A 25,897-nucleotide genomic window follows, 5' to 3' on the forward strand; every position below is an offset into this window, starting at 1 on the left:
GTTTCCCCGATCCAACTCTCGTTCTGCCTCACCATGACCCACGTCGTCTCCGAAGCCTGCATCCGCTGCAAATACACCGACTGCGTCGACGTGTGCCCGGTCGATTGCTTCCGCGAGGGGCCCAACATGCTGGTGATCGATCCGGACGAGTGCATCGATTGCGCGGTGTGCATCCCCGAATGCCCGGTCAACGCGATCTACGCCGAGGAAGACCTCCCGGCCGACCAGCTCGCCTTCATCAAGCTCAATGCCGAACTGGCCGTGGCCGACGGCTGGAAGAGCATCACCAAGCGCAAGCCGGCGCTGCCCGACGCTGAAGAGTGGAAGGACAAGACCGGCAAGATCTCGGAGCTGGTGCGCTGAGCACGACACCCGCCCCGATCGAAACCGACGCGCTGATCATCGGCGCCGGCCCGGTCGGGCTGTTCCAGGCCTTCCAGCTCGGCCTGCTCGAAATCTCCAGCCATATCGTCGACGCACTGCCCCGCGCTGGCGGACAGTGCGTCGAGCTGTATGGCGACAAGCCGATCTACGACATTCCCGGCAGGCCGAAGACCACCGGCCGCGGCCTCGTGGAATCGTTGTTGCAGCAGATCGCGCCCTTCAAACCGCGATTCCACCTCGGAGAGCAGGTCGCAACCCTGGTGCGGCAGGCCGACGGCCGATTGCTGCTGACGACGCACCGCGGCACGGCGTTCCTGGCCAGGACGGTGTTCATCGCGGCCGGCGTCGGCGCCTTCGTGCCCAAGCGGATCGCCATCGACGGCATCGAGCGGCTGGACGGGACGAAGCTCTTCTACCACCCCGACCTCGATGCGCTCGGCCGCTTCGCCGGCCAGACGGTCGTGGTCAACGGCGGTGACGATGCGGCGGTCGACACCGCGCTGGCGCTCGCGCCGATCGCGAAGCAGGTCACGCTCGTGCACCGGCGCGATGTCTTCCAGGCCGATGACGACGCCACCCTCGCCACGCTGCGCCAGCGCATCGCCGAGGGGGCCATCCGGCTCGCCATCGGCCAGCCCTGCGCCTTCGACGATACGGGGCTGACGCTGGTCACGCAGGAGGCGCAGAACCTCGTGCTGCCCTTCGATGCGCTCATCGGGTGCCTCGGCATTTCCCCGCGCCTCGGGCCGATCGCCAACTGGGGCCTGGAACTGGTGCGCAAGCAGATCCCCGTCGATACCGAAAAGTACGAGACCCGCGAGCGCGGCATCTTTGCGGTCGGCGACATCAACACCTACCCGGGCAAGGTCAAGCTCATCGTCTGCGGCTTCCACGAAGCCACGCTGGCCGCGTGGGGCGCGACGGCCGTCGTCTTTCCCGACAAGTCGATCCCGCTGCAGTACACGACCACGAGCACCCGCCTGCACGAGCTGCTCGGCGTGAAGCACTGATGGCGCTCGCCGAGTCGATCGCGGTCGGCGGTTCATGGCTCTGCGTCGCCGTGATGGGCTGGGTGGCATGGCGGCACCCTGCGCAGCGCGCCTACGTCATGGCCACCCTCTGCGCCGCAGCCGTGGCGTCCGTCCTGGCGCACTCGCCGCGCACGCATGCCTGCGTCATGTTCACCATCGCGCTGATCTTCTGCATGCGCCCGGCGCTGCGCGTCGCGGGCATCGTCCTGCTGGCGATCGGGCTGGTGACGGGATGGGCGCGCATCTACGTCGGCGTGCACTACCCGTTCGACGTCGTGGCCGGCTTCCTCCTGGCGGCGGCGCTCGCCGGTGTGTTCTGGCTGCTCCTGAAGTTCAAGGAGCGCGTGATCGTGCCGATGATCGGGCGTGACGACGCCAAGTCCGCCAGCCGCCACAGGCCTACAATCCATCCTGCTTCGCCAGACTGAAGCAACGCTGGGGGTGCCGGCCCGCCGTTTCACAAACGGTGAGTCGGCTGAGAGAGTCCCTTTGAACCTGACTGAGGTAATCCTCGCGCAGGGAAGCTGGTCCGGCGGCCGCACGTTTTCTCACGTGCCGGAACCGTCGCCGTGGCCTCGCCCACCTGCCAAACAATTTGCACTGGAGCAAATGGATGGCAAACACCAACAGCACCGAGGCGCCTTTCGGCGCCAATGAGGCGCTCACGCCGCTTCGCGAGGCCGGGCGCGTTTTCCGTTGGCACGACCACATGGCACTGTGGTTCAGCCTCGGCGTCGGCCTCCTGGTCATGCAGGTCGGCGCATTCCTCGTTCCTGCGGTCGGCACGCGCGATGCGGCGCTGGCGATCGTGCTGGGCTCGTGCATCGGCGCGGGCCTGCTGGCCTGGACGGCCCGCATCGGCTGCGAAAGCGGGCTGGCGAGCGCTGGCCTCATGCATGCCACCTATGGGAGCGCATTCGCCCGGTTGCCCGTGATCCTGAACATCGTGCAGCTGATCGGCTGGACCACCTTCGAGATCGTGATCATGCGCGAGGGCACGCAGGCCATCGGCAAGCAGGCGTTCGGCTGGTCACTGGACGGCGCCGCGGGCACGGTCGTCACCACGCTGATCTGGGGTGCGGTCCTGCTCGCCCTGCTTGCGGGCTCGATGGTGAGGCTGGTGCGGCGCTTCGTCAGCCGCTTCGGATTGCCGCTGGTGATCCTGTCGCTGGTGTGGCTGAGCTGGCAGTTCGCCGCCCGGCTTCATGCCAAGGGCTTCGAGGCGTTCTGGTCGCGGCCCGGCGACGCAAGCATGGGCATGTTCGGCGCGCTCGATCTGGTGATCGCGATGCCCGTGTCCTGGCTGCCGCTGGTGGCCGACTACGCCCGCCATGGCAAGCGCAGCACCGGCGGCCTGGGCGGCGCATTCAGCGGCACCTGGCTCGGCTACACGGTGGCGAACATCTGGTGCTATGCGCTCGGCGTGATGGTCGTCAGCGTGGCGGAGCCGGGCACCGACATGCTCGCCGCATTGCTGCTGGCGCAGGGCGGCCTGGTGGCGCTGGGGCTGATCCTCGTCGACGAGCTGGACAACGCCTACGGCGACGTCTATTCGGGCTCCGTCTGTTCGCACAGCCTGTTCCCGCAATGGAGCATCCGCCGCTGGGGCCTGATGCTCGCGGCGATGTGCATCGCCCTGGCGCTGGTGCTGCCGATGCACTCGCTGGAGCCCTTCCTGCTGCTCCTGAGCTCGGTCTTCGTGCCGCTCTACGGCGTGATCCTCGGGCGCCTCGGCGTCGGCGTGAGCGTCAGTGCGATCGATGCGCGCCGCGTGGACATCCTGGCGGCGGCGATCTGGATCGGCGGCATCGCGATCTATCACGCGTGCGCCGCGTGGGCGCCCCAGTGGGGCTCCGCGCTGCCGACGCTCGCGGTCACCTTCGTGCTGGCCTGGATCACGCGCCCGTCGACGGCAGGCGGAACGTCGGCACTGGCGCAAACCCGTGGTTGAGAGGGCCATGTCCGCTTCCGACCTTGACGTCCGCACCCGCCTCGATGGCGGCGACGACGTAGTTGCGCGAACGTTCGACCGCCTGCGCCAGGTCATAGCCGAGCGCCAGATGCGACGCGATGGCGGAAGACAAGGTGCAGCCGGTGCCGTGCAGATTGCGGCTCGCGATGCGCGCCGAAGCCAGCTGCAGCCGATCGCCGTTGGCCTGCGCGAGCAGATCGACCACGTCCTCCCCGGGCAGATGACCGCCCTTGAGCAGAACGGCGCTTGCGCCGAGGGCGAGCAGTTCGCTCGCCGCATCGTCCAGCGCATCGGCGCCGTCGATCGCATGGCCGATCAGGAGCGCGGCCTCGTCGAGGTTGGGCGTGACCACCGCCGCGCGCGGGAACAGTTCGCGCACCAGCACCTGCACCGTTTCGGCGGCGATGAGCCGGTCGCCGCTCGTGGCGACCATCACCGGGTCGAGCACCACGTTGGGCAGCTTGTAATGATCGATCGCCCAGGCAACGACTTCGACGATCTCGGGCGCGTGCAGCATGCCGAGCTTGACCGCATCGACGCCGATGTCCTCGACCACGGCCTGGATCTGCGCCTTGAGGAACTCCGGCGGAACGCTGTGGATGCCGGACACGCCCAGCGTGTTCTGCGCGGTCAGCGCCGTGATGGCCGTCATGCCGTAGCAGCCGAGGGCCGCAAAGGTCTTCAGGTCCGCCTGGATGCCGGCGCCACCGCCGCTGTCGGAGCCCGCGATCGAGAGCACACGGGCATAGCGGGAGAATGCATGGGTCATGTTGAAAATTATCGGGCACGCCGTACGTGCCGCGCGAGGGGCAGATGACGAGCCGGACCGATTTTCCTTTCCAGAGCGCTGCGATTCTCGGCGCCGGCCTGATGGGGCGGCTGCTTGCCGTGACGCTCGCACAGGCCGGCTGCCGGGTGGATGTCTACGAGGCCGGCGATCCGGAGGCGAACGGCGCAGCGGCGCGCGTGGCTGCCGCAATGCTGGCGCCTCTGGCCGAGTCCGCAGTGGCACCGCCGTCGGTGGTCCGAATGGGGCACTACGCGCTGTCGCGCTGGCCCGTGCTGATCGCATCGCTTCACAAGCCGGTGTTCTTCCAGCGCGAAGGCACGCTCGTCCTCTGGCATCGCCAGGACGCGTCCGAGGCCGCACGACTGGCGCGCGTGCTCGCGGGCACGACCGACGCCGTCCCCGAACTGCCCGCCATGCAAAGGCTCGACGCAGCCGCCATCGACGCGCTGGAACCCGCGCTGGGCCGCCGGTTCGCGCAAGGCCTCTGGCTGCCGGACGAAGGCCAGCTCGACAACCGCGAGCTGCTCGCGGCGCTGCTCGCCACCTTGCAGGCCATGCCGCAAGTCCGCCTGCATTGGAACTCCCCTCGCGCGCTCGACGCCTTCAGCCCCGGCGAGCCGGGGCAACCCGATCGCGTCATCGACTGCCGTGGCCTCGGCGCGCGCCCGGACTGGAGCACCCTGCGCGGGGTGCGCGGCGAAGTCATCCGCGTGCATGCGCCGGAGGTCCTGCTGCGGCGGCCCACGCGGCTGGTGCATCCGCGCTACCCGATCTACATCGCGCCGAAGCCCGGGAGCGTGTTCGTGATCGGTGCGACCGAGATCGAGTCCGACGACATGTCGCCCGCGAGCGTGCGCTCGACGCTCGAACTGCTGAGCGCGGCCTACGCGGTGCACAGCGGGTTTGCCGAAGCGCGCATCATCGAGATCACGACGCAGTGCCGCCCCACCCTGCCCGACAACCTGCCCGCCATTCGGCAGCCGAGGCCCGGCGTCATGCAGATCAACGGCCTCTACCGGCACGGTTTCATGATTGCGCCGGCGGTGCTCGACGTGGCGGTGGAACTGCTGGCGACCGGGCATTCCACGCTCGCGAGCCGGTTCGAGCTGGCGCCCGGCCTGGAAGAAGCCCTCCGATGAACATCCTGATCAACGACATCCCTCACACGCTGCCGCCGCAAGCGAAGCTCGCCGACGCGCTGCGCCTCGTCAACGCCACGCCGCCTTTCGCCGCGGCGGTGAATCGCCAGTTCGTGCCGCGCTCCAGCTACGAATCGCACGCGCTCAAGACCGACGATCGCATCGAAGTGATCCGCCCCGTCACGGGCGGCTGAAAAAAGCCATGACACATCCCTCCGACAACGACCCGCTCGTCCTCTACGGGCAGCGCTTCCAGAGCCGCCTTCTGCTCGGCACCGCGCGCTATCCCTCGCCCGATGTGCTCGAGGCTGCCGTGCGCCGCGCGAAGCCCGCGATGCTCACCGCCTCGCTGCGCCGCCAGACCGCGACGCCGAAGGGATCGGGCGGCGACAACGGCTTCTGGGAGCTGCTGAAGCGCCTCGACGTGCCGGTCCTCCCCAACACCGCCGGCTGCCACAGCGTGCAGGAAGCGATCGCGACGGCCCAGATGGCGCGCGAGCTTTTCGACACGCCGTGGATCAAGCTCGAACTGATCGGCGACGACTACACCTTGCAGCCGGACACGCTGAACCTCGTCGATGCCGCCTCGCAATTGATCCGTGACGGCTTCCAGGTGCTGCCCTACTGCACCGAGGACCTCGTGCTGTGCCAGCGGCTGGTCGACGTCGGCTGCCAGGCGGTGATGCCCTGGGCGGCGCCGATCGGCACCGGACGCGGCCCGGTCAACCCCTACGCACTGCAGGTGCTGCGCGAGCGACTCGATGTTCCGTTGCTCGTCGATGCGGGACTCGGCCTGCCCTCGCATGCATGCCAGGTCATGGAATGGGGCTACGACGGCGTGCTGCTCAATACCGCCGTCGCGCTCGCGCAGGACCCCGTCGCGATGGCGGGCGCGTTCGCCGACGCCGTGCAGGCCGGCCGCGGCGCGTACCGCGCGGGCGCCATGGCGGCACAGGAATCCGCGCAACCGAGCACGCCGGTGCTGGGCACGCCGTTCTGGCATCACGCCTCCACGCAATGAAGACATCGAACGCGATGACCGCACCCAACACACCCGAGGCGATTGCGCGATCCATCGTCGCGGCGCACGCTTCGCGCTTCGGCAGGACCGACTTCGAGGCCGCCTCTTTCTCATCGGACGATGCGGTCTATCGGGGCGCCAAGCAGGCTTGCGCGAGGCTCGGATTCATCGACGTCGACGCCGAATGCCTCGCTCGTGCATGGCGGGCGCAAACGGTGCGCACCGGATCGTTCGACCCCGGTGCATGGCCCGAGCATCCGGTCGACTTCGGCATGCGGCCGTTTCCTCCGGGTGCCCGTCCCGATGCGTTTCCGTCCTGCCCCGAGAAGCTCGGCCTTTATGCAGTGCTGCCGGACGCGCACTGGGTCGGCCGCATTGCGCGCGCCGGTGTTCCCACCGTTCAACTGCGATTCAAGTCGAACGATGCCGATGCGATTGCGCGCGAAGTGAACGCCGCGGTCCTGGCCGTCCAGGGCACCGGCAGCCTGCTCTTCATCAACGACCACTGGCGCGCAGCGATCGCAGCGCGGGCCTATGGCCTGCACCTCGGCCAGGAAGATCTCGACGCGCTGACCCCGGAGGTGCTGAAGACCCTCCGGGACTCGGGCATCCGCCTCGGCGTCAGCACGCACGGCTACGCCGAAATGGTCCGTGCGGATGCGGTGAGCCCGAGCTACATCGCGATGGGCGCGATCTACCCCACCACGCTCAAGCAGATGGCGACCGCGCCGCAGGGCGTTGCGCGGCTCGCGGCCTATGCCCGCCTGATGCGCGGCTATCCGCAGGTGGGCATCGGCGGCGTCGATGCCGCGCGCATGCCCGAAGTGCTGGCCACCGGCGTCGGTTCGGTCGCAGTGGTTCGTGCGCTGGTCGCCGCGCCGGACCCCGAAGCGGCAGCGGTTAGACTCATGGGCTTCGTCGCTGACCCGGCAACCGCACGATGAAAAGATTTCAAAAGATTTGAGTGCGATCGGGACGGCCAAAAAAAGACGCTATAATTTAAGTCTTGTTCCTCGATAGCTCAGTCGGTAGAGCGCCGGACTGTTAATCCGTAGGTCCCTGGTTCGAGCCCAGGTCGAGGAGCCACTACAAACCCTTGTGGGTACTTGATGCCCCGCTATCCAAAAGATGGCGGGGCATTTCAGTTTTTGGGCAGCTTATTTGGCAACTGCCAAATATCCAGTCCTGCCTCTATGCTCGTCCAGCGCCGAAAATCAGCGCATTCGGCTGCTTTTTCCTTCGGCCTCCTCACCTTGTCTCTTGGAAGCGCCCAGCCCGGGCGCGGGCTTGTCATCCTCTGCGAGCCGGATGTGCCCGCCTGCGGCTGCACCGTGCCGCGCGGCGAGCGATGCGATAGCGTTCTCGACCATGATCCATGACAACATCGGCGGCGACTGCTCATTCTTAGGAGCGGGCCTCGAACTCCAAACCCTACGGGGGGTCGCGGCGCGCCGTGCGAAGCGGTCTGTGTGGGTGCAGCGCATGCACCTGTCGCCACAGCCGTTCACTTCTTCGGTGAGATGGGAGACGAGGTAGCTGTTGCGCTACTCGGCTTCGATGCGATCGAACTCCTGCGCGTGGCCGCGGATGGTTTTCGCCAGCATGCGCGCTTCGGCCGGCGTGAGCTCCAGACAGTGGTCACCGATCTCGACCTTGGTCGCACCGCCCGGGAGCATCGTGACACTCACGGCCCGCGGTGGCGCAAACGTGGGCGCCGGCATGAACACGCCCGCCTTCACGCGCCAGATCTCGCCACGATCGACCAGCACGGCAAGCCGATCATCGAGCACGCTGCGCTTCAAGCCAGTGGCCACTTCGAGCGTCTCGCGCGTCGCGATCTTCTGCGCCGCGTGCTGTTCGTTCACCGCGTCCAACACGATCTGCGACGAATTCTTCTTCATCCCCTGCCCCTTCCTCATCACACCCTTTTGCCCATCACGACCGTTGGCGTCGACACCGCGATTCTTGAGCAGGGCCGCGCGCCGTATCGGGCTTTCCGCGGCGGCAGCGACTCGCCGAGCACTCCAGCCATATCGTCACCTCCGCGTGCAATTCTTGGTTGCACAGTCTATGGACCGGCTTCTCGGTGGGCGGCTGAGAACTTTCTGAAAGTTGGCCGCGGCTTCGCACTCGAGTGGTGCGTGGGATCGGGCGCTCAGCCGCAGTCACCCCGGCGCCACGTCGCGAGCGCGGCGAGCCGCATCTGGGCAGCTCAGGCGGCTTTTCTTTCGTTTCGCGAGCGAAGAGTGCATCGGTGCTTGAAGTCCCTCCATTCTCCTCCTATAAGACTTGCTCTGGATACGTGAAGGAGCGGATATGTCTGTCGATCTCAGCCACTTCAAACCCCTCGATCCCGGGCGGATCAATACGCTGGACCCCGTCGAGCTGCAGTACTGGTGCAGGGAACTTCATTGCACCGAAGCGCAATTGCACGACGCCATCACCCACGTCGGCGATCACGTCACTGCGGTGCGCGATCGGCTCGGCTCCAAGAAATGAGCTTGCGGGCAGCGACAGCCGTCTGGCGCTTTATTTCTTACTCTCGGACACGATCCGCTGCAGTTCCTCTTCCGCGTTGGCGAGATCGAGCCTCAGCTGCATGATCACGTTCTTCTGGCGCATCACGCGCGCCTCGTGCGTGTCCTTGGAGGCGATTTCATCGCAACGCGCGCGCAGCGCGTCCAGTGATTCCTGCAGCTGCCGGCGGCGCAGCATCTGCCCCCTGGAGCGCGCATCCCGCATGTCTTTCTCGAGGGCCGCCTGCCGGGCGTAGCAGTCGGCTTCAGTTTTTTTCGAAGGCTCGGACTGTGCGTTCGCCGGCATCGAGACGAGCAGGCCAACCGCCAAGGAAGCAAGGCACAGGTGCAGTTTCATGGGTCGGACCGGGTCATGGGATGCGACATGTTGCACCAAGTCACCGCTTCGAGGAAAGCGCCTCAGCCCGCCGTGACCGACATTCCGCGCCGGTACGGCTGTGGCGTGACATAGGCCCCCAGGAAGCCGACGACACGCTCGGCGGTGACGCGGCCGATCCCCCTGAACGACGCGACCTCGCCGCGAGAAGCCGCAGCCCGCAATGCACCGAGCGTATGGATCCCACAGGCACTCAGGGAATCGACGGAAGTGCCCAGCCACGGACGCAATTGCGCAATCGGCGTTTCCGGTGCCGTCGGAACCGACAGTTCCTTGGTTGCGACGAGCCCGTGCCTCCACAGTTCGATGGGCGCCGCCGAGCCCGCGAACGGACGGTCCGTCAGCATCAGCAAATCGTAGATCTCGCGCGCCTCGCGCTTTCCATAGTTCTCGCACAGCAAGGCCAGCGGAAGGCGGCGCAATTCACCCACCACCTCATGACCATTGGCCAACGCACGGCTCAAGGTCGACGAACGCAGGCCAAGGGCCGACACCGGCGCCGAGTCTTCGAGGTTGCGCAGGGCAAGCGCACGCGCCTCGTAGGGCAACGCGAGCACGGCCTTGCTCTGCTCGCGCGCACGTTCTTCCGTGTTCGGATTCGGAAGGAAATCCAGCCCGACGCGCGCCAGGATCTCGCGCAGGCGCCCGACCGTCTTGGCGCCGATGGCCTCTTCCTGCAAGAGCTCCTGCTCGCTGATGGCGGAGAGGTCCTCGATGCAGAAAATGCTCAGATCTCTCAGCGCTTCGCGTGCACTCGCGCGCACTGAAATTTCGTCGATCGGCGTCTCGGGCTTCAGCTGAACCGGCGTATCCAGCCTCTGCGGTCCCTTCGGTCGCCAGTTGAAGGTGGAGAACGCGAACGGCGAATCGACGGGAACCACGCGCTCTCGGAGCGCGATGGCGTGCTGGCGCTTCGCTTCGACGATCGCGGCACGCAATGCGCCAAGGCATGCCAGCAGTTCTCCGTCTGGCAGTTGCGCCAGATCGTCAACGGATCGGATGGTTCGATGCGACATGGGGACCTCTACTGCATCGCGTACCCGCTGACCGGCCTGCGCGAAACGGCTCGACTCGTCCCGCCCTGATTCTCGACACGGAAATCCAGTCGCATGCTTCCCTCGCTATGCTTGCCGCGACATTACGGCAATGGCCAGTATTGAGAGTCACTCATCCGTTGTCCATAACGAAGAAGAATGATCGCTATGCGCGCATTGAATTTTCTTGCTTCACAACCCTGTTTGTGGACTGTGCCCGGTCGGGCTCAAGACTCTTCATCACCTGCTCACGAAACCACATGTGTGCGGCATGGCGATGCGTCCGGTCGTGCCAGGACAGATAGATCTCGAGGGGTGGCACCTCGATCGGCATCTGAATCTCGATCAGGTCCATGTGCGAACGGAAGCGCGTCAGCAAGGACTCGGGAAGCAGAGCCACCATGTCGGAGTTTTCGAGGAGCTGAGGCGCCGTCAGGTAGTTCGGCGTCACGTAGCGCCGGTTGCGCCTGAGGCCGTACTTCTCGAGCGCCGCATCGACGAAATCGCCGAAGCAAGTCACCGTGTTCGGAATGATCACGAGGTGCTCGAGCGCGGCGAACTCCTCCATGCTGAGCTTCCTGCCTGCCGCCCGATGGCCCGCTCGGGCTGCGCAGACGATCCTGTCCTTGAGCAGCGGGCGATGACGCAGATCGCGAAGGATCGACGGCAGGATGCCGATGGCAAAGTCCACCTCGCCGCTTTCAAGCACCTTGGTGAACTGGGATGGATGGACCGGGTGCCGAACCGAAACGCCGATCCCGGGGAATGCGGCGCCGAGGTGCTGCAGCAGGCGCTCCATGAAGATGCACTCCATGAAGTCCGACGCGACCATTCGGAATTCATGCCGCTCCCTGGGATCGAAGGCGACTGCGTTGTCGAGCAGCCGGTCCATTTCCTGGAGGATTCGATCGGCGAATTCGCGAAGCTGGATTGCCTTGGCGGTGGGAATGAGCCCGCTTCCGCCTTTGACGAGAATCGGGTCGTTCGTCACGGTGCGCAACTGGCTCATTGCGCGACTCATTGCGGGCTGGCTGATCGACACCGCATCGGCAGCGCGTGAAACATGCGAATGGTCGACCAGTGCGACCAGGCACTTGAGGAGGTGGAAGTTCAGTTCGCCGGTGTCGTTGCGCTTTTGTTGCATGTGCTTTCTTTGGCGTCGACGCGAAAATCGCTCGCCAAAAGTATGCACCAACCTCCGATCCCGGCTGCGGCGCTTCAGGACTCGGGTTTGACGCCGAGCTTGATGAGATCTATTTCGTCCAGCCGCCCCGCAATGGTGACCAGTCGCAGCGCTTGCGCATCGTCGATGGGCTGCCGACCATCTCGTCCTTTACTCGTTGGCGCTGACGCGCCTAGCCTCCGATCTTCCGAAGTATGCCGCCTGGTGGATCAGTGCCCCATTAGAGAGATTCCCGACACCGCCCCGCTCTCGTAACTTCGGTGCATGCAACAGATCGGCACACTTGCAACCAGATTTCGGATCGCGTTTTCCTCGCCGTTCGCGCATCGGTCGCGAGAGGCAGCCTGCACTCGCGCTTCAGGGCCCTTGATGGTTCTGCGCGGCGTTTCGCAAAGGGAGACCATCCGGTCGCGTGCCGCCAAGGTGATTGCAGTGACCGCGCTCGATTTCGGCATCGGCACCAGCTAGCCCCCACGCTCCCTCACTTCGTGTAGTCGCTGCCCCCCAAGGGGGCCGCAGGCCACCTTGGGGCGGCCCGGCACCGGCCTGATTCCAATCACAGGTGGGTGGTGGTGAACATGCAGGAATCGGGCCCCTCGCCGGGCGACGACGCAGCATCCTCCGTGGGTCCACCGCTCTCTCCAAGACTCACCGGATTGACCGGTTTGCCGAACGGCGCAAGCCCTTGAAGGACGCGAAGGGCCGATGCGCCCTGGATCAGGGCTTGCGAGTAATCGGGCAGCCCCTGGGTCGAGGAATCGATGGGGCGATAACCCAGGCACTCCTCGGAGTCGGCCTGTACCGCCTCCATCAGAACCCAATGAAATTCATTGGGCTCCAGTTCGAGAACAGTCAGGGCAAGATCGCGGAGTGCCATAGGGAAATCTCTTATTCAGTTGTTTCAATAATTGTTACAGCTGTAAGAAAGATCGGCCAAGGCACTATTGCACATCGGACCCCAACGCGGTTCGCGAACCGGAACTAAGTCTCAAAGGACCCCGGCTCGCGAACCACCGCGATCAGCCCAGGCGGACCGGCACGAAGATCCTGTCGCCGTCGCGCAGGATGAGCAAAGCCACCGACCTGTCGGACTTCGCCACCACTTGGCGGACTTGCTCAATGTTCTTCGCAGGCGTGCCGTTGATTGCCAGCAGCACGTCGCCCGTCTGGACGCCCGCCAACGCGGCGGGACCGCCCACATTCACGATCAGCAAGCCGCCGTCGACCGACGCTTCGCGCTGCTCCTCGGGCTGGAGCGGACGCAGTGCAAGACCCAGCTTGCCCTGCGACGCGCCGTCTTCGTTCTTGGCGACCGTGGCGGTCTTCTCGGCGGCATCGCCCAGTTTCGCGGTGAGTTCCTCACGCGAGCCCTGGCGCCACACTTCGAGCGTGACCTTGCTGCCCGGCTTCTTCTGGCCAATGAGGGCCGGAAGATCGCCCGACGCCACGATCGGATCGCCGTCGACCTTGCGGATCACGTCGCCCGAGCGCAGGCCGGCCTGATCGGCAGGGCTGCCCTTCTCCACGTTCGAGACCAGCGCGCCTTCGGGCTTGTCGAGCTTGAACGAGTCGGCGAAGGTCTGATTGACCTCCTGCACCGCAACGCCGAGGCGCGCATGGCTGGCCTTGCCGGTGGCGACGATCTGGTCCTTGATCTGGATCGCGACGTCGATCGGGATCGCGAACGACACACCCTGGTAGCCGCCGCTGCGGCTGTAGATCTGCGAGTTGATGCCGACCACCTCGCCGCGCGTGTTGATCAGCGGACCACCCGAGTTGCCGGGGTTCACCGCCACGTCGGTCTGGATGAACGGCACATAGCTGTCGTCCGGCAGCGTGCGGCCCTTGGCGCTGACGACGCCGGCGGTCACGGTGTTCTCGAAGCCGAAGGGCGAACCGATCGCGAGCACCCATTCGCCAACCTTCAGATCCTTGGTCTTGCCCATGGACAGCGTCGGCAGGTTCTTGGCATCGATCTTGATGACCGCCACGTCGGTCTTCGGATCGGAGCCCAGCACCTTGGCGCGGAATTCACGGCGGTCGGTCAGCTTGACGGTCACTTCCGTCGCATCCTTCACGACGTGCGCATTGGTCAGGATGATGCCGTCCGGGCTGACGATGAAGCCGGAGCCCTGGCCACGCACCGGCACCTCGCGCTGCTGCGGCTGCTGCTTGCCACGCGGCATGCCCTGCCCCTGGAAGCGGCGGAAGAAGTCGTACATCGGATCGTCCGGGTCCATGCCGGGGGCGCCCTGCGGGCCTTCTGCGGTCTTGGTCGTTCCGACGACGCTGATGTTGACCACCGCCGGGCCCGTCTGGGCCGTGACGGCGGAGAAATCGGGCATGGCGACCAGCGGTGCCGACGCCGTGGTGGCGGCGGCCGCAGCAGGTTGGGCGGAAGAGACCGCGTTCGCGCTGGTGTAGGCACCGGTGGCGGCTGCGCCGATCACGCCGGCGGCCGCCAGCGAAAGGACGAGCGCGCGGGGTGAAGTCAGGCTTTTCTTCATTTGGGATCCTTTCGAGGGTTTGCAATTCAACGAAAGGAATGTCGTGGCTCCCGCTTAAGCCCGACTTAAACACGCGCGCCTGCGCGATATACCCCGACGGCGATTCAGGCCGAGGGCGGAAAGCGCACCGCCACGCGCAACCCGCCCAGCGACGCCGAGCGCTCGAGCCTGACCGTGGCGCCGTGCAGATCAGCGATGGATTTCACGATGGACAGTCCGAGCCCGCTGCCTGGCGCCTGCGGTTCGCCGGATCGATAGAAGCGATCCAGCACCCGTTCGCGCTCGTCCTCCGCGATGCCCGGACCGCTGTCGTCCACGCTCAGTTCGACAGCGTCCGGGACTGCGGCGATGTTCACGTCCACCCGCCCGCCCTCCGGCGTGTACTTGATGGCGTTGTCGAGCAGGTTGCGCAGAAGCATCCGGAGCGCCTCTGCCTGCCCCGCCACCCTGACCGGATCGGCCTGCACGACGCCGACGTCGATGCGCCGCGCCTGGGCGGCGGCGATCGCATCCGAAATCGCGAGCCGCGCCAGTTCGGGCAGGCTGACCGCTTCCCGTTCGGCACCCGAAGCGGCACTCGCTTCGTGGCGCGCGAGGGCGAGCATCTGCTCGACGAGCCGGGTCGCGCGATCGATGCCCGCGGCGAGGCGCGCCACCGCAAGCTCACGGGTCGGATCGTCCGTCGCTCGCTGCAATCCCTGCACCTGGAGCTTCAGCGCGGCCAGGGGCGAGCGCAGTTCGTGCGCCGCATCGGCGACGAAATGTTTCTGTGCCTCGAAGGCCTTCCGCACGCGATCGAACAGCAGGTTGAGCTCATGGACCAGCGGCCGGACTTCCTCCGGAAGATCCCCTTCGCTCAGCGGCGAGAGGTCGTCGGCCTGCCGCTGTGCCACCTGGCGCCGCACCCGCGCCACCGGCGCGAGCGAGAAGCTGACGACCCACCAGACCACCAGCATGAGCGGCGGCGCCGCCAGCGCGATCGGCCAGATGGTGCGCAGCGCGAGCGCCCCGGCCATGCGCCGGCGCGCAGCCATGTCCTGCGCAACCTGGATCACGAGCGGACCGGCCTGCATCGAAAACACCCGGTAGGTCGTGCTGCGTGCCTGGGCGTTCGAGAAACCGAGCACCGCGCGCTGCGGCAACGCGGCGTGCGATGCGGACTGGAAGATGAGAAGGCCGTCCGCCGTCCAGACCTGCACGATGAATTCGAAGTTCTCCTCGGCCGCGCCGAGGTTGCCGAGCCCGCCCACCGTCGCGCTCGGCGGCAACCCTGCGCGCAGCGAAAGCGCCATCTGCTGCATGTGGTGGTCGAAGATGTCGTCGGCTTCCGCCAGCACCGTGCGGTAGGCCACGAAAGCCTGGATGCCGGCGGCCACGACGACCGCGGCCAGGAGAATCCACAGCAGACGCGCACGAAGGGATCTCATCGGCCGGTCATTCCTTGGGGACCATGTAGCCGACGCCCCGGACGTTGCGGATCAGGTCGGCGCCGAGCTTCTTGCGCAGGCCGTGGACGTAGACCTCCACCGCGTTGCTGCTGATCTCGTCTTTCCAGCTGTAGAGCTTTTCCTCGAGCTGCGCCCGCGACAGCACCATGCCCGGCCGGGCGATCAACGGTTCGAGCACCGCCCATTCGCGCGCCGAAAGCGTCACCGGCTGGCCGCGCACCGAGACTTCGCGCGTGGCCGGATTGACGGTGACGCCCATGTGCTCATAGACCGGCTCGGCCCGGCCCGATGCACGGCGCAGCAAGGCGCGGATGCGGGCGAGCAGTTCGTCGAGGTCGTAGGGCTTGAGCACATAGTCGTCCGCGCCGGCGTCGAGCCCTTCGATGCGCTGCTGCACCGAATCGCGCGCGGTGGCGATCAGCACCGGCATCCGCTGCTTGCGGGCCCGCAGCGCGCGCAGCACATCCAGCCCGTCGCGGCGCGGCACGCCCAGGTCCAGGACCACGAGGTCGTATTGCTGGGATCGCAGCGCGCTGTCGGCCATCTCGCCGTCCTTGACCCAGTCGACGGCGTACTGCTCGGCCCGCAGGAGGTCGAGCACGGTCTCGCCGATCATCACGTCGTCTTCAAGCAGCAGCAGTCGCATGGCTCGTCGGTCCTTCCGGCCCAGTGGGAGATCGTAGCGGCGATCACGGGCGGCTACAGAAGCACCCGGACCTCGCGGGCCGCCTCGAACAGAAGCGGGAGCATCTCGCGCCGCAGCACCTCTTCCTTGTGGTGACCGCCGGAAAGCACCACGTTGAGCGCGGCGACGGTGCGCCCCCGCATGTCGCGCAACGGCACCGCGAGCGCCTGCACGCCGACTTCGTGCTCTTCGCTGGCGAAGCAGAAATCGTCCTTGCGCGCCTTTGCGATCCGTTGCCGCAACACGCTCGTCTTCGTGATCGTGTGCGGTGTCAGGCGCGGCAGCGTGCGACCTTTCAGCCACTGCGAGAGCTCGGCGGTACTCAGTCCGGCGAGCAGGACGCGCCCGGTCGAGGTCGCGTGCGCCGGCAGCCGGGCGCCGAGGTGCAGCCCATAGGCCAGCACGCGCGTGGGCGCGCCATAGCTGCCGCTGCGGGCGACGATGACCACTTCCTCGCCGTCGAGCACCACGGCGGAGAACGACTCCTGGGTCTGCGCCGCCAGCCGGTTCAGCGTCGGCTGCAGCGCACGCGGCAGCCGCGACGACGCGAGATAGCTGCCTGAAAAGCGCAGCACCTTGGGCGACATCCAGAAATAGCTGCCATCGGTTTCCAGGTAGCCGAGATGCGCCAGCGTCAACAGATGGCGCCGGGCCGCCGCGCGCGTCAGTCCGGCGCGCTCGGCGGCCAGCGTGGCGTTGAGCCGCTGGCGTTCGGTGTCGAAGCTCTCGAGCACGGCCATTCCCTTGGCGATGCCTTCGATGAAGTCGGGTTTTGCGATGGTCACGGGCGAAAAAGGTTGCGCGATCATCGCGCAAGCATGCCCATGATCGCACAGAGCCTGCACGTGCGCCGGCCGAGCCCCCCAGCGCCGGCCCTACGCTTGCGCTCCCTCATCTGGAGACAACCATGCGAACACAAGTGGCCATCATCGGGGCCGGACCGGCCGGCCTGCTGCTCGGGCAACTGCTGCACAAGGCCGGCATCGACAACGTCATCGTGGAGCGGCAGTCGGCCGACTACGTGCTCGGCCGCATCCGCGCCGGGGTGCTCGAACAGGTCTCGATGGACCTGCTCGAGCGCGCGGGGGTCGATGCCCGCGCCCACGCCGAGGGGCTGCCGCACGAGGGCATCGAGCTGCTGTTCAAGGGCACCCGCCACCGCATCGACATGCATGGCCTGACCGGCGGAAAGCAGGTGATGGTCTACGGCCAGACCGAAGTCACGCGCGATCTCATGGACGCGCGGCAAGCCGAAGGCCTCACCACCATCTACGGCGCGGCCTCGGTCAGCCTGCACGACTTCGACACCGCCAGACCCCGCGTGCGCTACGAGAAGGACGGCGCCACGCACGAGATCGAATGCGACTTCATCGCCGGCTGCGACGGCTACCATGGCGCGAGCCGCGCCAGCGTGCCCCCGCAATCGATCCACACCTACGAAAAGGTCTACCCCTTCGGCTGGCTCGGCGTGCTGGCGGACGTGCCGCCCGTTTCCCACGAACTGATCTACGCCAATACCTCGCGCGGCTTTGCCCTGTGCAGCATGCGCAGCGCCACGCGCAGCCGCTACTACGTGCAGGTGCCGACCGAGGAGCGTGTCGAGAACTGGAGCGACGAAGCATTCTGGAACGACCTGCGCGGCGGCTGGACCCCGAAGCGCGCGAGCACCTCGTCGCCGGCCCTTCGCTCGAAAAGAGCATCGCGCCGCTGCGCAGCTTCGTGGCCGAGCCGATGCGCTTCGGCAGCCTGTTCCTGGCCGGCGATGCGGCGCACATCGTGCCGCCGACCGGCGCCAAGGGGCTCAACCTCGCGACGGCGGACGTCGGCTACCTGTCGCGCGCATTCGAGATCTTCTATGCCGAGAAATCGGCCTCGGCACTCGACCGCTATTCCGACCTGTGCCTGCGCCGGGTCTGGAAGGCCGAGCGCTTCTCGTGGTGGTTCACATCCCTGATGCACCGCTTTCCCGAGACCGGCGAGTTCGGGCAGAAGATCCAGGAAGCCGAGCTCGACTACCTGGTTCATTCGCGCGCAGCCTCGACCTCGCTCGCCGAGAACTACGTCGGCCTGCCGCTCGAAGATTTCTGAGCGGCCCGGCCAGCGCCCATCAGGCGGCTGAAGCGATCAGCTGCCAGAGCCGGCCGGGCGTCAGCGGCATGTGAAGGCGCGGCGCAAGTGCAGCCAGGCCGTTGCGCGCCAGCGCGTCCGCCACCGCGTTCACGATCGCCGGCGTGGCGCCGATGGTGCCGAGCTCGCCGACGCCCTTCACCCCCAGCGGGTTGTTCTTGCAGGGCGTCGACTCGTCCATTTCCATGCGGAACATGGTGGCGATGATGTCGGCGCGCGGCGCCGCGTAGTCCATCAGGCTGCCGGTCAGGGGCTGGCCGGTCTGCGGGTCGTAGACGACCTGCTCGTACAGCGCCTGCCCGATGCCCTGCACCGCGCCGCCCTCGAGCTGGCCGCGCACGATCAGGGGGTTGACCACGCGGCCCACGTCGTTGACCGACGCATAGGTCATCACCCCCACGTCGCCCGTCGCCGGATCGACTTCAACCTCGGTGATGTGGCAGCCGTTGGGCCAGGTCGGACCGGACACCGTGCTGGTCGAATCCACGAAGATCTCCCGCTCGGGCTGCCGGCCGGCCAGCGTGAAAAGATCGAGCTCCAGATCGGTTCCGGCGACCTTGAAGAGGCCGGCGTCGTACTGGACGTCGGCCGGGGAAACCTCGAGCTCCTGGGCCGCAAGTTCCCGCGCCTTGTCGATGGTCCTTTCGGCGCCGACGCGCACCGCCGAACCGCCGGTGAAGAGCGACCGGGAACCGGCGCTTCCGAATCCGTCGCCGCGGTCGGTGTCGCCCAGCACGATGCGGATCTTCTCGATCGGCACGCCGAAGGCATCGACCACCAGTTGCGCGAGCGTGGTCGCGATGCCCTGCCCCATGGCGTTCACCGCCGAGAACACCTCGATGACGCCATCGGCCTGCACCGACACCGTCACCCGCTCCTCGAAGACGTTGCCGCCCGTCCATTCGAGGAAGGTCGCGATGCCCAGCCCGCGCAGGCGGCCCGCGCGCTTCGTCTCGGCGGCGCGCGCCTCGAAGCCGCCCCAGTCAGCGAGCTCGAGCGCCTGGTTCATCACCGACTCGAACTGGCCCGTGTCGTAGGTCTGGTGCATGGGGTTCGTGTAGGGCATCTGCTCGGGCCGGATGAAATTGCGGCGGCGCAGCTCCACGCGGTCGATGCCGGTCTGGCGCGCGGCCTCGTCCATCAGGCGCTCCATGTTGTAGATCGCCTCCGGGCGTCCCGCACCACGGTAGGCGCCGGTCGGCGCCGTGTGGGTCAGCACCGCCTTGAAGTGGAAATCGATGGCCTGGATGTCGTAGACGCTGGTCTGGACCCAGGGGCCGATCAGGAGCTGGATCGCCACCCCCGTGCCGGTCGCATAGGCGCCGACGTTCGCATGCGTCTTGATGCGCAGGCCGAGGATCTTTCCGTTGGCGTCGAGCGCCAGTTCGGCGTGCGCCTCGATGTCGCGGCCGTGCGACGTGGCGAGGAATTCCTCGCTCCGGTCCGCGATCCACTTGACCGGCCGCCGGAGCTGGTGCGCCGCGAAAGCCACGGCGATGTCTTCGGGATAGGCGCCCGTCTTCATGCCGAAGCCGCCGCCGACATCGCCGACGACCACGCGCACCTTTTCCTTGGGCAGGCCGATGGCGGCGCACACGGAATCGCGCACGCCCGAGGGCATCTGGGTGCTCATCCGGATCGTGATGCGGTCCGTCGCGGGATCGAAGTCGGCGAGCACCGAACGCGGCTCGATCGTGAGCGCCACGACGCGCTGGTTGACGATGTCGAGGGCGACCACGTGGCTGGCCTTGGCGAAGGCCGCGGCGGTGGCTTCCGCGCTGCCATGCCTCATTTCCGCGGCGATGTTGCCGGTCGCGGCGTCGCAGACGAGCGGCGCACCGTCGGCAACGGCGCCCTTGATGTCGACGACCATCGGAAGCTCTTCATAGTCGACCATCACCGCTTCGGCGGCATCGCGTGCCTGCCGCGCGCTTTCCGCCACCACGATCGCCACCGGCTCGCCGACGAAGCGCACCCTGTCGAGCGCGAGGGCACGGCGCTCGGGCGTCGCGCAATCCGCGCCGTCCGCGCGCTTGAACCCGGCTGCGCCAGGCATCGGCTGGACGCCGGCCTTCGCCAGATCGGCGCCGGTGAAGATGCCCAGCACGCCGGGCATCGCCGCCGCCGAATCGCGGTCGATCGAGACCAGCTTCGCATGGGGATAAGGAGATCGCACGAAGCTGAGCCAAGCCTGGCCCGGCACCGAAACATCGTCGGTGTAGCGGCCGGCGCCGGCCAGCAGGGCTTCGTCCTCGAGTCGCTTGACTGCCTGGCCGCTTCCGAAGCGCATGGGGTTCGTTTCAGTTGTCACCGTCGTCCTTTGTGTTGGGTCGTGGGAATTGTCTGGGCCACGAACGACTATAGGGTCTTCGGGTACTTTCGGCTCGATGCGCCCCCGTGCACTCCAAAGCGTGCAAATATTCCACCATGCAACTTCCCTGGCTCGAGCCCAACGACCCGCTTCCCGACGCTGCCATGGCGTGGGGGGACGCCGATCCCGTGCCCGGCCTGCTGGCCGCCGGCGGAGCGCTCGACGTCGCCAATCTGCTGCAGGCCTACGCCAATGGCATCTTCCCCTGGTTCAGTGAAGGCCAACCGATCCTCTGGTGGAGCCCCGACCCGCGCATGGTCCTAGAAGTCGAGCGATTCCGCCTGCATCGTTCGCTGCGCAAGACCCTCACCCGCTTCGCTGATGACCCGCGCTGCGAAATCCGCATAGACCATGCCTTCGAGGCGGTGATTTCCCATTGCTCGCAATCGCCCCGCCCCGGCCAGTCCGGCACCTGGATCCTGCCCGACATGGTGCGCGCCTACACCGCGCTGCATCGGGCCGGTCATGCCCACAGCGTCGAAACCTGGATCGACGGCGAACTGGTCGGCGGCCTTTATTGCGTGGCGATCGGGCGCGCGGTCTTCGGTGAATCGATGTTCGCGCGGCACACGGACGCCTCCAAGATCGGGCTGGCCGCGCTCGTCTGCTTCTGCCGGCAGCATGGGATCTCGATGATCGACTGCCAGCAGAACACGACCCATCTCGCCAGCCTCGGCGCGCGCGAAATGCCGCGCGCGAGCTTCGTGTCGCACGTGGCCCACGCCCGCCGGATCACCGGCCCTGCGTGGCGCTTCGAGCCCGTATACTGGGATCAACTCCTTTCCGCGCGAACTTTCTTGAAGACGTGACGCACCTCAAGGACCTCCCGCTCCACACGCTGCAGTTCTACGCGACGGCACCCTATCCGTGCAGCTATCTGCCGGACCGCCAGGCGCGATCACAGGTCGCCACGCCGAGCCACCTGATCCACAACGACGCCTATTCGGACCTGGTGCTGAGCGGCTTCCGCCGCAGCGGCATGTTCACCTACCGGCCCTATTGCGACGGATGCAACGCATGCGTTCCGCTGCGCGTGCTGGTCAACGCCTTCACGCCCAGCCGCAGCCAGCGCCGCGCGCTGACGCGGCATTCGAATCTCCAGGCACGGGTGCTCAAGCTCTGCTTCGTGCCCGAGCACTACCAGCTCTACCTGCGCTATCAGAACGGCCGCCATTCCGGCGGGGGCATGGATCACGACAGCATCGACCAGTACACGCAGTTCCTGTTGCAAAGCCGCGTCAACTCCCGGCTCGTGGAGTTTCGCGAGACGGCGCCGGACGGCAGTGCGGGTGCGCTCAAGATGGTGTCGATCCTCGACGTCCTCAACGACGGGCTGTCCGCCGTCTATACCTTCTACGAGCCGGAGACCGGGGCGAGCTACGGCAACTACAGCGTGCTCTGGCAGATCGAGCAGGCCCGCAAGCTCGGGCTGCCCCATGTCTATCTGGGCTACTGGATCGAGGGCAGCGCCAAGATGAACTACAAGGCGCGGTACACGCCGCACGAAGTGCTCATCAATGGTCAATGGCAGTTACCGCCGAGCCATTTCACCAAGTAAAATCGCGACCGGCCTCGAACCGCGTTGCAAATGAAAAAGCTCCAATCTGACGTTCCCGCCACCCCCGTGATCCAGGTCATCGAGCGCATGTTCGCGCTCATCGACGTCCTCGCCTCCCGGGAAGAAGCGATTTCGCTCAAGGAGATCAGCGAGAAGACGGGGCTGCACCCGTCCACGACCCACCGCATCCTCAACGACCTGGCGGTCGGCCGCTTCGTCGATCGCCCGGAAGCCGGGAGCTATCGGCTCGGTATGCGACTCTTGGAGCTCGGCAACCTCGTCAAAGGCCGCCTGAACGTCCGCGACGCGGCCATGGCACCGATGCGGGAGCTGCACAAGCTCACGCAGCAACCGGTGAACCTCAGCATGCGGCAGGGCGACGAGATCGTCTACATCGAGCGTGCCTACAGCGAGCGCTCCGGCATGCAGGTGGTCCGCGCCATCGGCGGCCGGGCGCCCTTGCACCTGACCTCGACCGGCAAGCTCTTTCTCGCGGTGGACGAGCCCCAGCGCGTGCGCAGCTACGCGACCCGCACCGGCCTTGCCGGCCACACGCGCAACAGCATCACGCAGTTGCCTGTTCTCGAACGGGAGCTGTCGAAGGCGCGCCAGTACGGCATCGCGCGAGACAACGAGGAACTCGAGCTCGGCGTGCGCTGCATGGCGGCCGGCATCTACGACGACCAGGGGAAGCTGGTGGCCGGGCTGTCGATCTCGGCCCCCGCCGACCGGCTGGACGACGGCTGGCTGCCCAAGCTGCAGGCCACCGCGAACGAGATTTCCAGCGCGCTGGGTTACAAGGCGAGCCAGCCCGGTTCAGCCTGAAAGCCGAAGGGCCGCCACCCGGATGGATGAAGCGGCCCCGTCAAGAAGGGTCGAAACAGTTTCAGGTCGCGCTGGTCGATGCCACGCGCTGCTGCGCGGCCTTGTTGATCATGTGATTGGCTTCCACCCAGCGGCGAACGCGCTCGGCATCGCCAATGCGGCTCAGCTTCCCGGCCGAGTCGAGGAACACCATGATCAGCTTGCGGCCGGCGATCTTCGCCTGCATCACGAGGCACTGGCCTGCTTCGGTGATGTAGCCGGTCTTCTGGACGCCGATGTCCCAATCCGGGTTCTTCACGAGACGGTTGGTCGTGTTGAACTGCAGCACGCGATTGCCGACTTCCACTTGATACTCGGGCGAGGTCGAAAGCTCACGTACCGTGGCATCCGCGGAAGCCGCATTCACCAGCAGCGCCAGATCCTGCGCGCTCGACTGGTTGCGGCTCGACAGGCCGGTCGGCTCGACGTAGCGCGTGTCCTTCATGCCGAGCATCTTCGCCTTCGCATTCATGACGCTCACGAAGGTCTCCAGACCGCCGGGGTAGGTGCGGCCGAGCGCATGTGCGGCGCGGTTTTCGCTGGACATCAGCGCCAGGTGGAGCAGCTCGCCGCGCGGCAGGGTCGTCCCGACGCCGAGTCGCGAGCCGCTTCGCTTCTCGGTGTCGACGTCATCCTGCGTAATGGTGATCAGCTCGTCGGAAGGCAGTTGCGCTTCGCTGATGAGCAGGCCGGTCATGAGCTTGGTCAGCGAGGCGATGGGAAGGACCGCATGGTCGTTCTTGCTCAGCAGCACTTCGTGGGTGTCCTGGTCGATGACCAGCGCGACGCTGGACTTCAGATCCAGCGCATCCGGGGTCGCGTGCAGACCAGCCATCTGGCCGAACGAAAGATGCGCGGGTTCTGCCACACGCACGACCGATCGGCGCTGCACGGCCACGACGGTCCGGCCATTCTTCTGGCGCACCGATGCGACGACGTTCCGGCCACCGCTGACGACCTTTTCATTGTTGTCCGCAGCAGCCTTCCGCTTGGAAGACGCAGTCTCACGGGTCGGCACCGTTGCGGTCTTGCGCTTCCCGTCCACCGTGGCCGTCTTCTTGGCCACCGGTTCTTTCTTTGCGGCTTGGGCGGCAGGCAACAAAAACGCCGTGGCGCACAGCGCGACGGCGAGCAGGCGAAACGCGGGAAGGAACCGCTGGCATGAAACTCGATTTGAACGGGCTTCGGGCATTACAAACTCTCCAGCGGACGAATTAGGTGTCACAGTGTATCCAAATCAAAAAAGGCACGCAATATCAGTTACTTGCATCCTCTTCTTCATTCGAAAACAAGGAGCACTTTCCTATTCAACCTTGTGCCGCCACTCTCTCAGCTTGGCTCTGTAACTTGTTGAGCGCACTCAAATAAGCCTTGGCCGACGCCACCACGATGTCGGGGTCCGCCCCGACACCATTGACGACCCGGCCTGCATTTTGCAGGCGCACGGTCACTTCTCCCTGACTTTCCGTCGATCCGCTGATCGCATTGACCGAATAGAGCACCATCTCGGCCCCGCTCTTGACGTGGGCCTCGATCGCTTTCAGCGAAGCATCGACCGGACCATTGCCATCCGACTCCCCGGTGACCTCCTTGCCGTTCACGGTGAACACGATGCGGGCCTGAGGCCGCTCGCCTGTTTCACTATGTTGCGACAGGGAAACAAAACCGAACTGTTCACCAACGTGCGAGTGATCCTCGTCGCTGACCAGCGCGAGGATGTCTTCGTCAAAAATCTCACTTTTTCGATCGGCGAGTTCCTTGAAGCGCGCAAACGCGGCGTTGATCTCCGCTTCGCTCTCCATCGCCACGCCCAGTTCCTGGAGGCGCTGCTTGAACGCATTGCGGCCGCTGAGCTTGCCCAGGACGATCTTGTTGGCGGTCCAGCCCACGTCCTCGGCGCGCATGATCTCGTAGGTGTCGCGGGCCTTGAGGACGCCGTCCTGGTGGATGCCCGAAGCGTGCGCGAAGGCATTGGCCCCCACCACCGCCTTGTTCGGCTGGACGACGAAACCGGTCGTCTGGCTGACCATGCGGCTCGCCGCCACGATGTGCCGGGTGTCGATGCCGAGATCGAGGCCGAAATAGTCCTTGCGGGTCTTGACCGCCATCACGACCTCTTCGAGCGAGCAATTGCCGGCGCGCTCGCCCAGGCCGTTGATGGTGCACTCGACCTGCCGGGCGCCGCCGATCTTCACGCCGGCGAGCGAATTGGCGACCGCCATGCCGAGGTCGTTGTGGCAGTGGACGGACCAGATCGCCTTGTCGCTGTTCGGGATCCGCTCCCGCAGCATCTTGATGAAGTTGCCGTAGAGCTCGGGGATCGCATAGCCGACGGTGTCGGGCACGTTGATCGTGGTGGCGCCCTCGTTGATCACCGCCTCCAGCACGCGGCAGAGGAAATCGGGGTCGCTTCGGTAGCCATCCTCGGGGCTGAATTCGACATCGGCGATCAGGTTGCGCGCAAAGCGCACCGACAGCCTCGCCTGCTCGAACACCTCATCGGGGGTCATGCGCAGCTTCTTCTCCATGTGCAGCGGCGAGGTTGCGATGAAAGTGTGGATCCGGCCGCGGGCCGCGCCCTTGAGCGCCTCCGCAGCGCGCGAGATATCGCGGTCGTTGGCGCGCGACAGGCCGCACACGGTCGATTCCTTGATGGCATGGGCGATGGCCACCACGGCGTCGAAGTCGCCATTGGAACTGGCGGGAAATCCGGCTTCGATCACGTCGACCCGGAGGCGCTCGAGCTGGCGCGCGATGCGCAGCTTCTCGTCCTTGGTCATGGAAGCCCCGGGCGACTGTTCGCCGTCGCGCAGCGTGGTGTCGAAAATGATCAGTTTGTCGGCCATCGTGGATCTCCTTTGTTCCGTATC

General features: G+C 66.3%; 26 protein-coding genes, 1 tRNA gene and 1 pseudogene. 15 read left to right on the plus strand and 13 right to left on the minus strand.

Annotated features, from left to right (window positions below; all coding sequences use genetic code 11):
- The first annotated feature begins 33 nt into the window (after window positions 1-33).
- The 4 genes from fdxA to VAR608DRAFT_RS29110 all read left to right on the plus strand — a co-directional run bounded on the left by fdxA (window position 34) and on the right by VAR608DRAFT_RS29110 (window position 3,366).
- On the plus strand, window positions 34-363 hold the full coding sequence (gene fdxA, locus VAR608DRAFT_RS29095; protein ID WP_088957237.1) for a ferredoxin FdxA: 330 nt from the start codon (window positions 34-36) through the stop codon (window positions 361-363).
- Window positions 321-1,394 (plus strand): NAD(P)/FAD-dependent oxidoreductase, encoded by a 1,074-nt coding sequence (locus tag VAR608DRAFT_RS29100; RefSeq protein ID WP_088957238.1) that lies wholly within the window; start codon window positions 321-323, stop codon window positions 1,392-1,394. The genes fdxA and VAR608DRAFT_RS29100 overlap by 43 nt, the downstream gene beginning before the upstream one ends.
- Window positions 1,394-1,843: a phosphatase PAP2 family protein gene (locus tag VAR608DRAFT_RS29105; RefSeq protein ID WP_088957239.1), complete on the plus strand. Its 450-nt coding sequence runs from the start codon at window positions 1,394-1,396 to the stop codon at window positions 1,841-1,843. Before VAR608DRAFT_RS29100 ends, VAR608DRAFT_RS29105 begins: the two co-directional genes overlap by 1 nt.
- 185 nt (window positions 1,844-2,028) lie before the next feature.
- The gene (locus tag VAR608DRAFT_RS29110; RefSeq protein ID WP_088957240.1) at window positions 2,029-3,366 is read left to right on the plus strand and encodes a purine-cytosine permease family protein; all 1,338 of its coding nucleotides are present in this window, start codon (window positions 2,029-2,031) and stop codon (window positions 3,364-3,366) included.
- Here the strand turns inward: VAR608DRAFT_RS29110 and thiD are convergent.
- Window positions 3,311-4,156: a bifunctional hydroxymethylpyrimidine kinase/phosphomethylpyrimidine kinase gene (gene thiD, locus VAR608DRAFT_RS29115; protein ID WP_088957241.1), complete on the minus strand. Its 846-nt coding sequence runs from the start codon at window positions 4,154-4,156 to the stop codon at window positions 3,311-3,313. The genes VAR608DRAFT_RS29110 and thiD overlap by 56 nt on opposite strands.
- A 44-nt stretch (window positions 4,157-4,200) precedes the next feature.
- Here thiD and VAR608DRAFT_RS29120 point away from each other — a divergent pair, with 44 nt between their 5' ends.
- The 5 genes from VAR608DRAFT_RS29120 (at window position 4,201) to VAR608DRAFT_RS29140 (ending at window position 7,423) form a co-directional block, all read left to right on the plus strand.
- Window positions 4,201-5,316, plus strand: a complete 1,116-nt coding sequence (locus VAR608DRAFT_RS29120) for an FAD-dependent oxidoreductase (protein ID WP_088959035.1) — start codon at window positions 4,201-4,203, stop codon at window positions 5,314-5,316.
- The gene (thiS, locus tag VAR608DRAFT_RS29125; protein ID WP_088957242.1) at window positions 5,313-5,510 is read left to right on the plus strand and encodes a sulfur carrier protein ThiS; all 198 of its coding nucleotides are present in this window, start codon (window positions 5,313-5,315) and stop codon (window positions 5,508-5,510) included. The genes VAR608DRAFT_RS29120 and thiS overlap by 4 nt, the downstream gene beginning before the upstream one ends.
- An 8-nt stretch (window positions 5,511-5,518) precedes the next feature.
- Window positions 5,519-6,337: a thiazole synthase gene (locus tag VAR608DRAFT_RS29130; protein WP_088957243.1), complete on the plus strand. Its 819-nt coding sequence runs from the start codon at window positions 5,519-5,521 to the stop codon at window positions 6,335-6,337.
- 14 nt (window positions 6,338-6,351) lie between these two features.
- The gene (locus VAR608DRAFT_RS29135) at window positions 6,352-7,281 is read left to right on the plus strand and encodes a thiamine phosphate synthase (RefSeq protein ID WP_088957244.1); all 930 of its coding nucleotides are present in this window, start codon (window positions 6,352-6,354) and stop codon (window positions 7,279-7,281) included.
- 66 nt (window positions 7,282-7,347) lie between these two features.
- A tRNA-Asn gene (locus VAR608DRAFT_RS29140) sits at window positions 7,348-7,423 on the plus strand.
- A gap of 458 nt (window positions 7,424-7,881) precedes the next feature.
- On the opposite strand, the gene VAR608DRAFT_RS29145 is transcribed toward VAR608DRAFT_RS29140, so the two are convergent.
- Window positions 7,882-8,238, minus strand: a complete 357-nt coding sequence (locus VAR608DRAFT_RS29145) for a hypothetical protein (protein ID WP_088957245.1) — start codon at window positions 8,236-8,238, stop codon at window positions 7,882-7,884.
- Between the two features lie 415 nt (window positions 8,239-8,653).
- Between VAR608DRAFT_RS29145 and VAR608DRAFT_RS29150 the strand changes: the two genes are divergently transcribed.
- Complete coding sequence (locus VAR608DRAFT_RS29150) at window positions 8,654-8,836, plus strand: DUF3606 domain-containing protein (protein WP_088957246.1); 183 nt, start codon at window positions 8,654-8,656, stop codon at window positions 8,834-8,836.
- 30 nt (window positions 8,837-8,866) lie between these two features.
- On the opposite strand, the gene VAR608DRAFT_RS29155 is transcribed toward VAR608DRAFT_RS29150, so the two are convergent.
- The 8 genes from VAR608DRAFT_RS29155 to VAR608DRAFT_RS29190 all read right to left on the minus strand — a co-directional run bounded on the left by VAR608DRAFT_RS29155 (window position 8,867) and on the right by VAR608DRAFT_RS29190 (window position 16,916).
- Window positions 8,867-9,211, minus strand: coding sequence for a DUF1090 family protein (locus tag VAR608DRAFT_RS29155; RefSeq protein ID WP_088957247.1), 345 nt, complete (start codon window positions 9,209-9,211; stop codon window positions 8,867-8,869).
- A gap of 62 nt (window positions 9,212-9,273) precedes the next feature.
- Window positions 9,274-10,188 (minus strand): hypothetical protein, encoded by a 915-nt coding sequence (locus VAR608DRAFT_RS29160; protein WP_088957248.1) that lies wholly within the window; start codon window positions 10,186-10,188, stop codon window positions 9,274-9,276.
- 262 nt (window positions 10,189-10,450) lie between these two features.
- Window positions 10,451-11,428, minus strand: coding sequence for a LysR family transcriptional regulator (locus VAR608DRAFT_RS29165; protein WP_088957249.1), 978 nt, complete (start codon window positions 11,426-11,428; stop codon window positions 10,451-10,453).
- Window positions 11,429-12,023: 595 nt separating this feature from the next.
- Entirely contained in the window at window positions 12,024-12,344 is a 321-nt protein-coding gene (locus tag VAR608DRAFT_RS29170; RefSeq protein ID WP_088957250.1) for a hypothetical protein, read from the minus strand.
- Between the two features lie 142 nt (window positions 12,345-12,486).
- Window positions 12,487-13,974, minus strand: a complete 1,488-nt coding sequence (locus VAR608DRAFT_RS29175) for a DegQ family serine endoprotease (protein ID WP_088957251.1) — start codon at window positions 13,972-13,974, stop codon at window positions 12,487-12,489.
- Window positions 13,975-14,078: 104 nt separating this feature from the next.
- Entirely contained in the window at window positions 14,079-15,401 is a 1,323-nt protein-coding gene (locus tag VAR608DRAFT_RS29180) for an ATP-binding protein (protein WP_088957252.1), read from the minus strand.
- 7 nt (window positions 15,402-15,408) lie between these two features.
- Complete coding sequence (locus VAR608DRAFT_RS29185; protein WP_088957253.1) at window positions 15,409-16,068, minus strand: response regulator; 660 nt, start codon at window positions 16,066-16,068, stop codon at window positions 15,409-15,411.
- Between the two features lie 53 nt (window positions 16,069-16,121).
- The gene (locus VAR608DRAFT_RS29190) at window positions 16,122-16,916 is read right to left on the minus strand and encodes an IclR family transcriptional regulator domain-containing protein (RefSeq protein ID WP_172843914.1); all 795 of its coding nucleotides are present in this window, start codon (window positions 16,914-16,916) and stop codon (window positions 16,122-16,124) included.
- Between the two features lie 98 nt (window positions 16,917-17,014).
- Here VAR608DRAFT_RS29190 and VAR608DRAFT_RS29195 point away from each other — a divergent pair.
- Together VAR608DRAFT_RS29195 and VAR608DRAFT_RS38610 are read left to right on the plus strand one after the other, a co-directional pair.
- Window positions 17,015-17,982: pseudogene (locus VAR608DRAFT_RS29195) on the plus strand (4-hydroxybenzoate 3-monooxygenase); the annotation flags it as partial.
- A gap of 78 nt (window positions 17,983-18,060) precedes the next feature.
- Window positions 18,061-18,195, plus strand: a complete 135-nt coding sequence (locus VAR608DRAFT_RS38610; protein WP_443082974.1) for a hypothetical protein — start codon at window positions 18,061-18,063, stop codon at window positions 18,193-18,195.
- Window positions 18,196-18,214: 19 nt separating this feature from the next.
- Here VAR608DRAFT_RS38610 and VAR608DRAFT_RS29200 read toward each other — a convergent pair whose 3' ends face one another.
- Window positions 18,215-20,524: a xanthine dehydrogenase family protein molybdopterin-binding subunit gene (locus VAR608DRAFT_RS29200; RefSeq protein ID WP_443082898.1), complete on the minus strand. Its 2,310-nt coding sequence runs from the start codon at window positions 20,522-20,524 to the stop codon at window positions 18,215-18,217.
- A 137-nt stretch (window positions 20,525-20,661) separates the two neighbouring features.
- Between VAR608DRAFT_RS29200 and aat the strand changes: the two genes are divergently transcribed.
- Genes aat through VAR608DRAFT_RS29215 form a run of 3 tightly spaced genes read left to right on the plus strand, consistent with a single transcriptional unit; the run spans window position 20,662 to window position 22,988 of the window.
- The gene (gene aat / locus VAR608DRAFT_RS29205; protein WP_088957255.1) at window positions 20,662-21,414 is read left to right on the plus strand and encodes a leucyl/phenylalanyl-tRNA--protein transferase; all 753 of its coding nucleotides are present in this window, start codon (window positions 20,662-20,664) and stop codon (window positions 21,412-21,414) included.
- Window positions 21,411-22,163, plus strand: a complete 753-nt coding sequence (locus tag VAR608DRAFT_RS29210) for an arginyltransferase (protein ID WP_088957256.1) — start codon at window positions 21,411-21,413, stop codon at window positions 22,161-22,163. The genes aat and VAR608DRAFT_RS29210 overlap by 4 nt, the downstream gene beginning before the upstream one ends.
- Window positions 22,164-22,193: 30 nt before the next feature.
- Window positions 22,194-22,988, plus strand: a complete 795-nt coding sequence (locus VAR608DRAFT_RS29215; protein WP_088957257.1) for an IclR family transcriptional regulator — start codon at window positions 22,194-22,196, stop codon at window positions 22,986-22,988.
- 61 nt (window positions 22,989-23,049) lie between these two features.
- Here VAR608DRAFT_RS29215 and VAR608DRAFT_RS29220 read toward each other — a convergent pair whose 3' ends face one another.
- Both VAR608DRAFT_RS29220 and VAR608DRAFT_RS29225 read right to left on the minus strand, forming a co-directional pair.
- On the minus strand, window positions 23,050-24,219 hold the full coding sequence (locus VAR608DRAFT_RS29220; RefSeq protein WP_088957258.1) for a serine hydrolase: 1,170 nt from the start codon (window positions 24,217-24,219) through the stop codon (window positions 23,050-23,052).
- 115 nt (window positions 24,220-24,334) lie between these two features.
- On the minus strand, window positions 24,335-25,873 hold the full coding sequence (locus VAR608DRAFT_RS29225) for a 2-isopropylmalate synthase (protein ID WP_088957259.1): 1,539 nt from the start codon (window positions 25,871-25,873) through the stop codon (window positions 24,335-24,337).
- Between the last annotated feature and the right edge of the window lie 24 nt (window positions 25,874-25,897).

It is taken from the genome of Variovorax sp. HW608, assembly GCF_900090195.1.
Lineage (GTDB): Bacteria > Pseudomonadota > Gammaproteobacteria > Burkholderiales > Burkholderiaceae_C > Variovorax.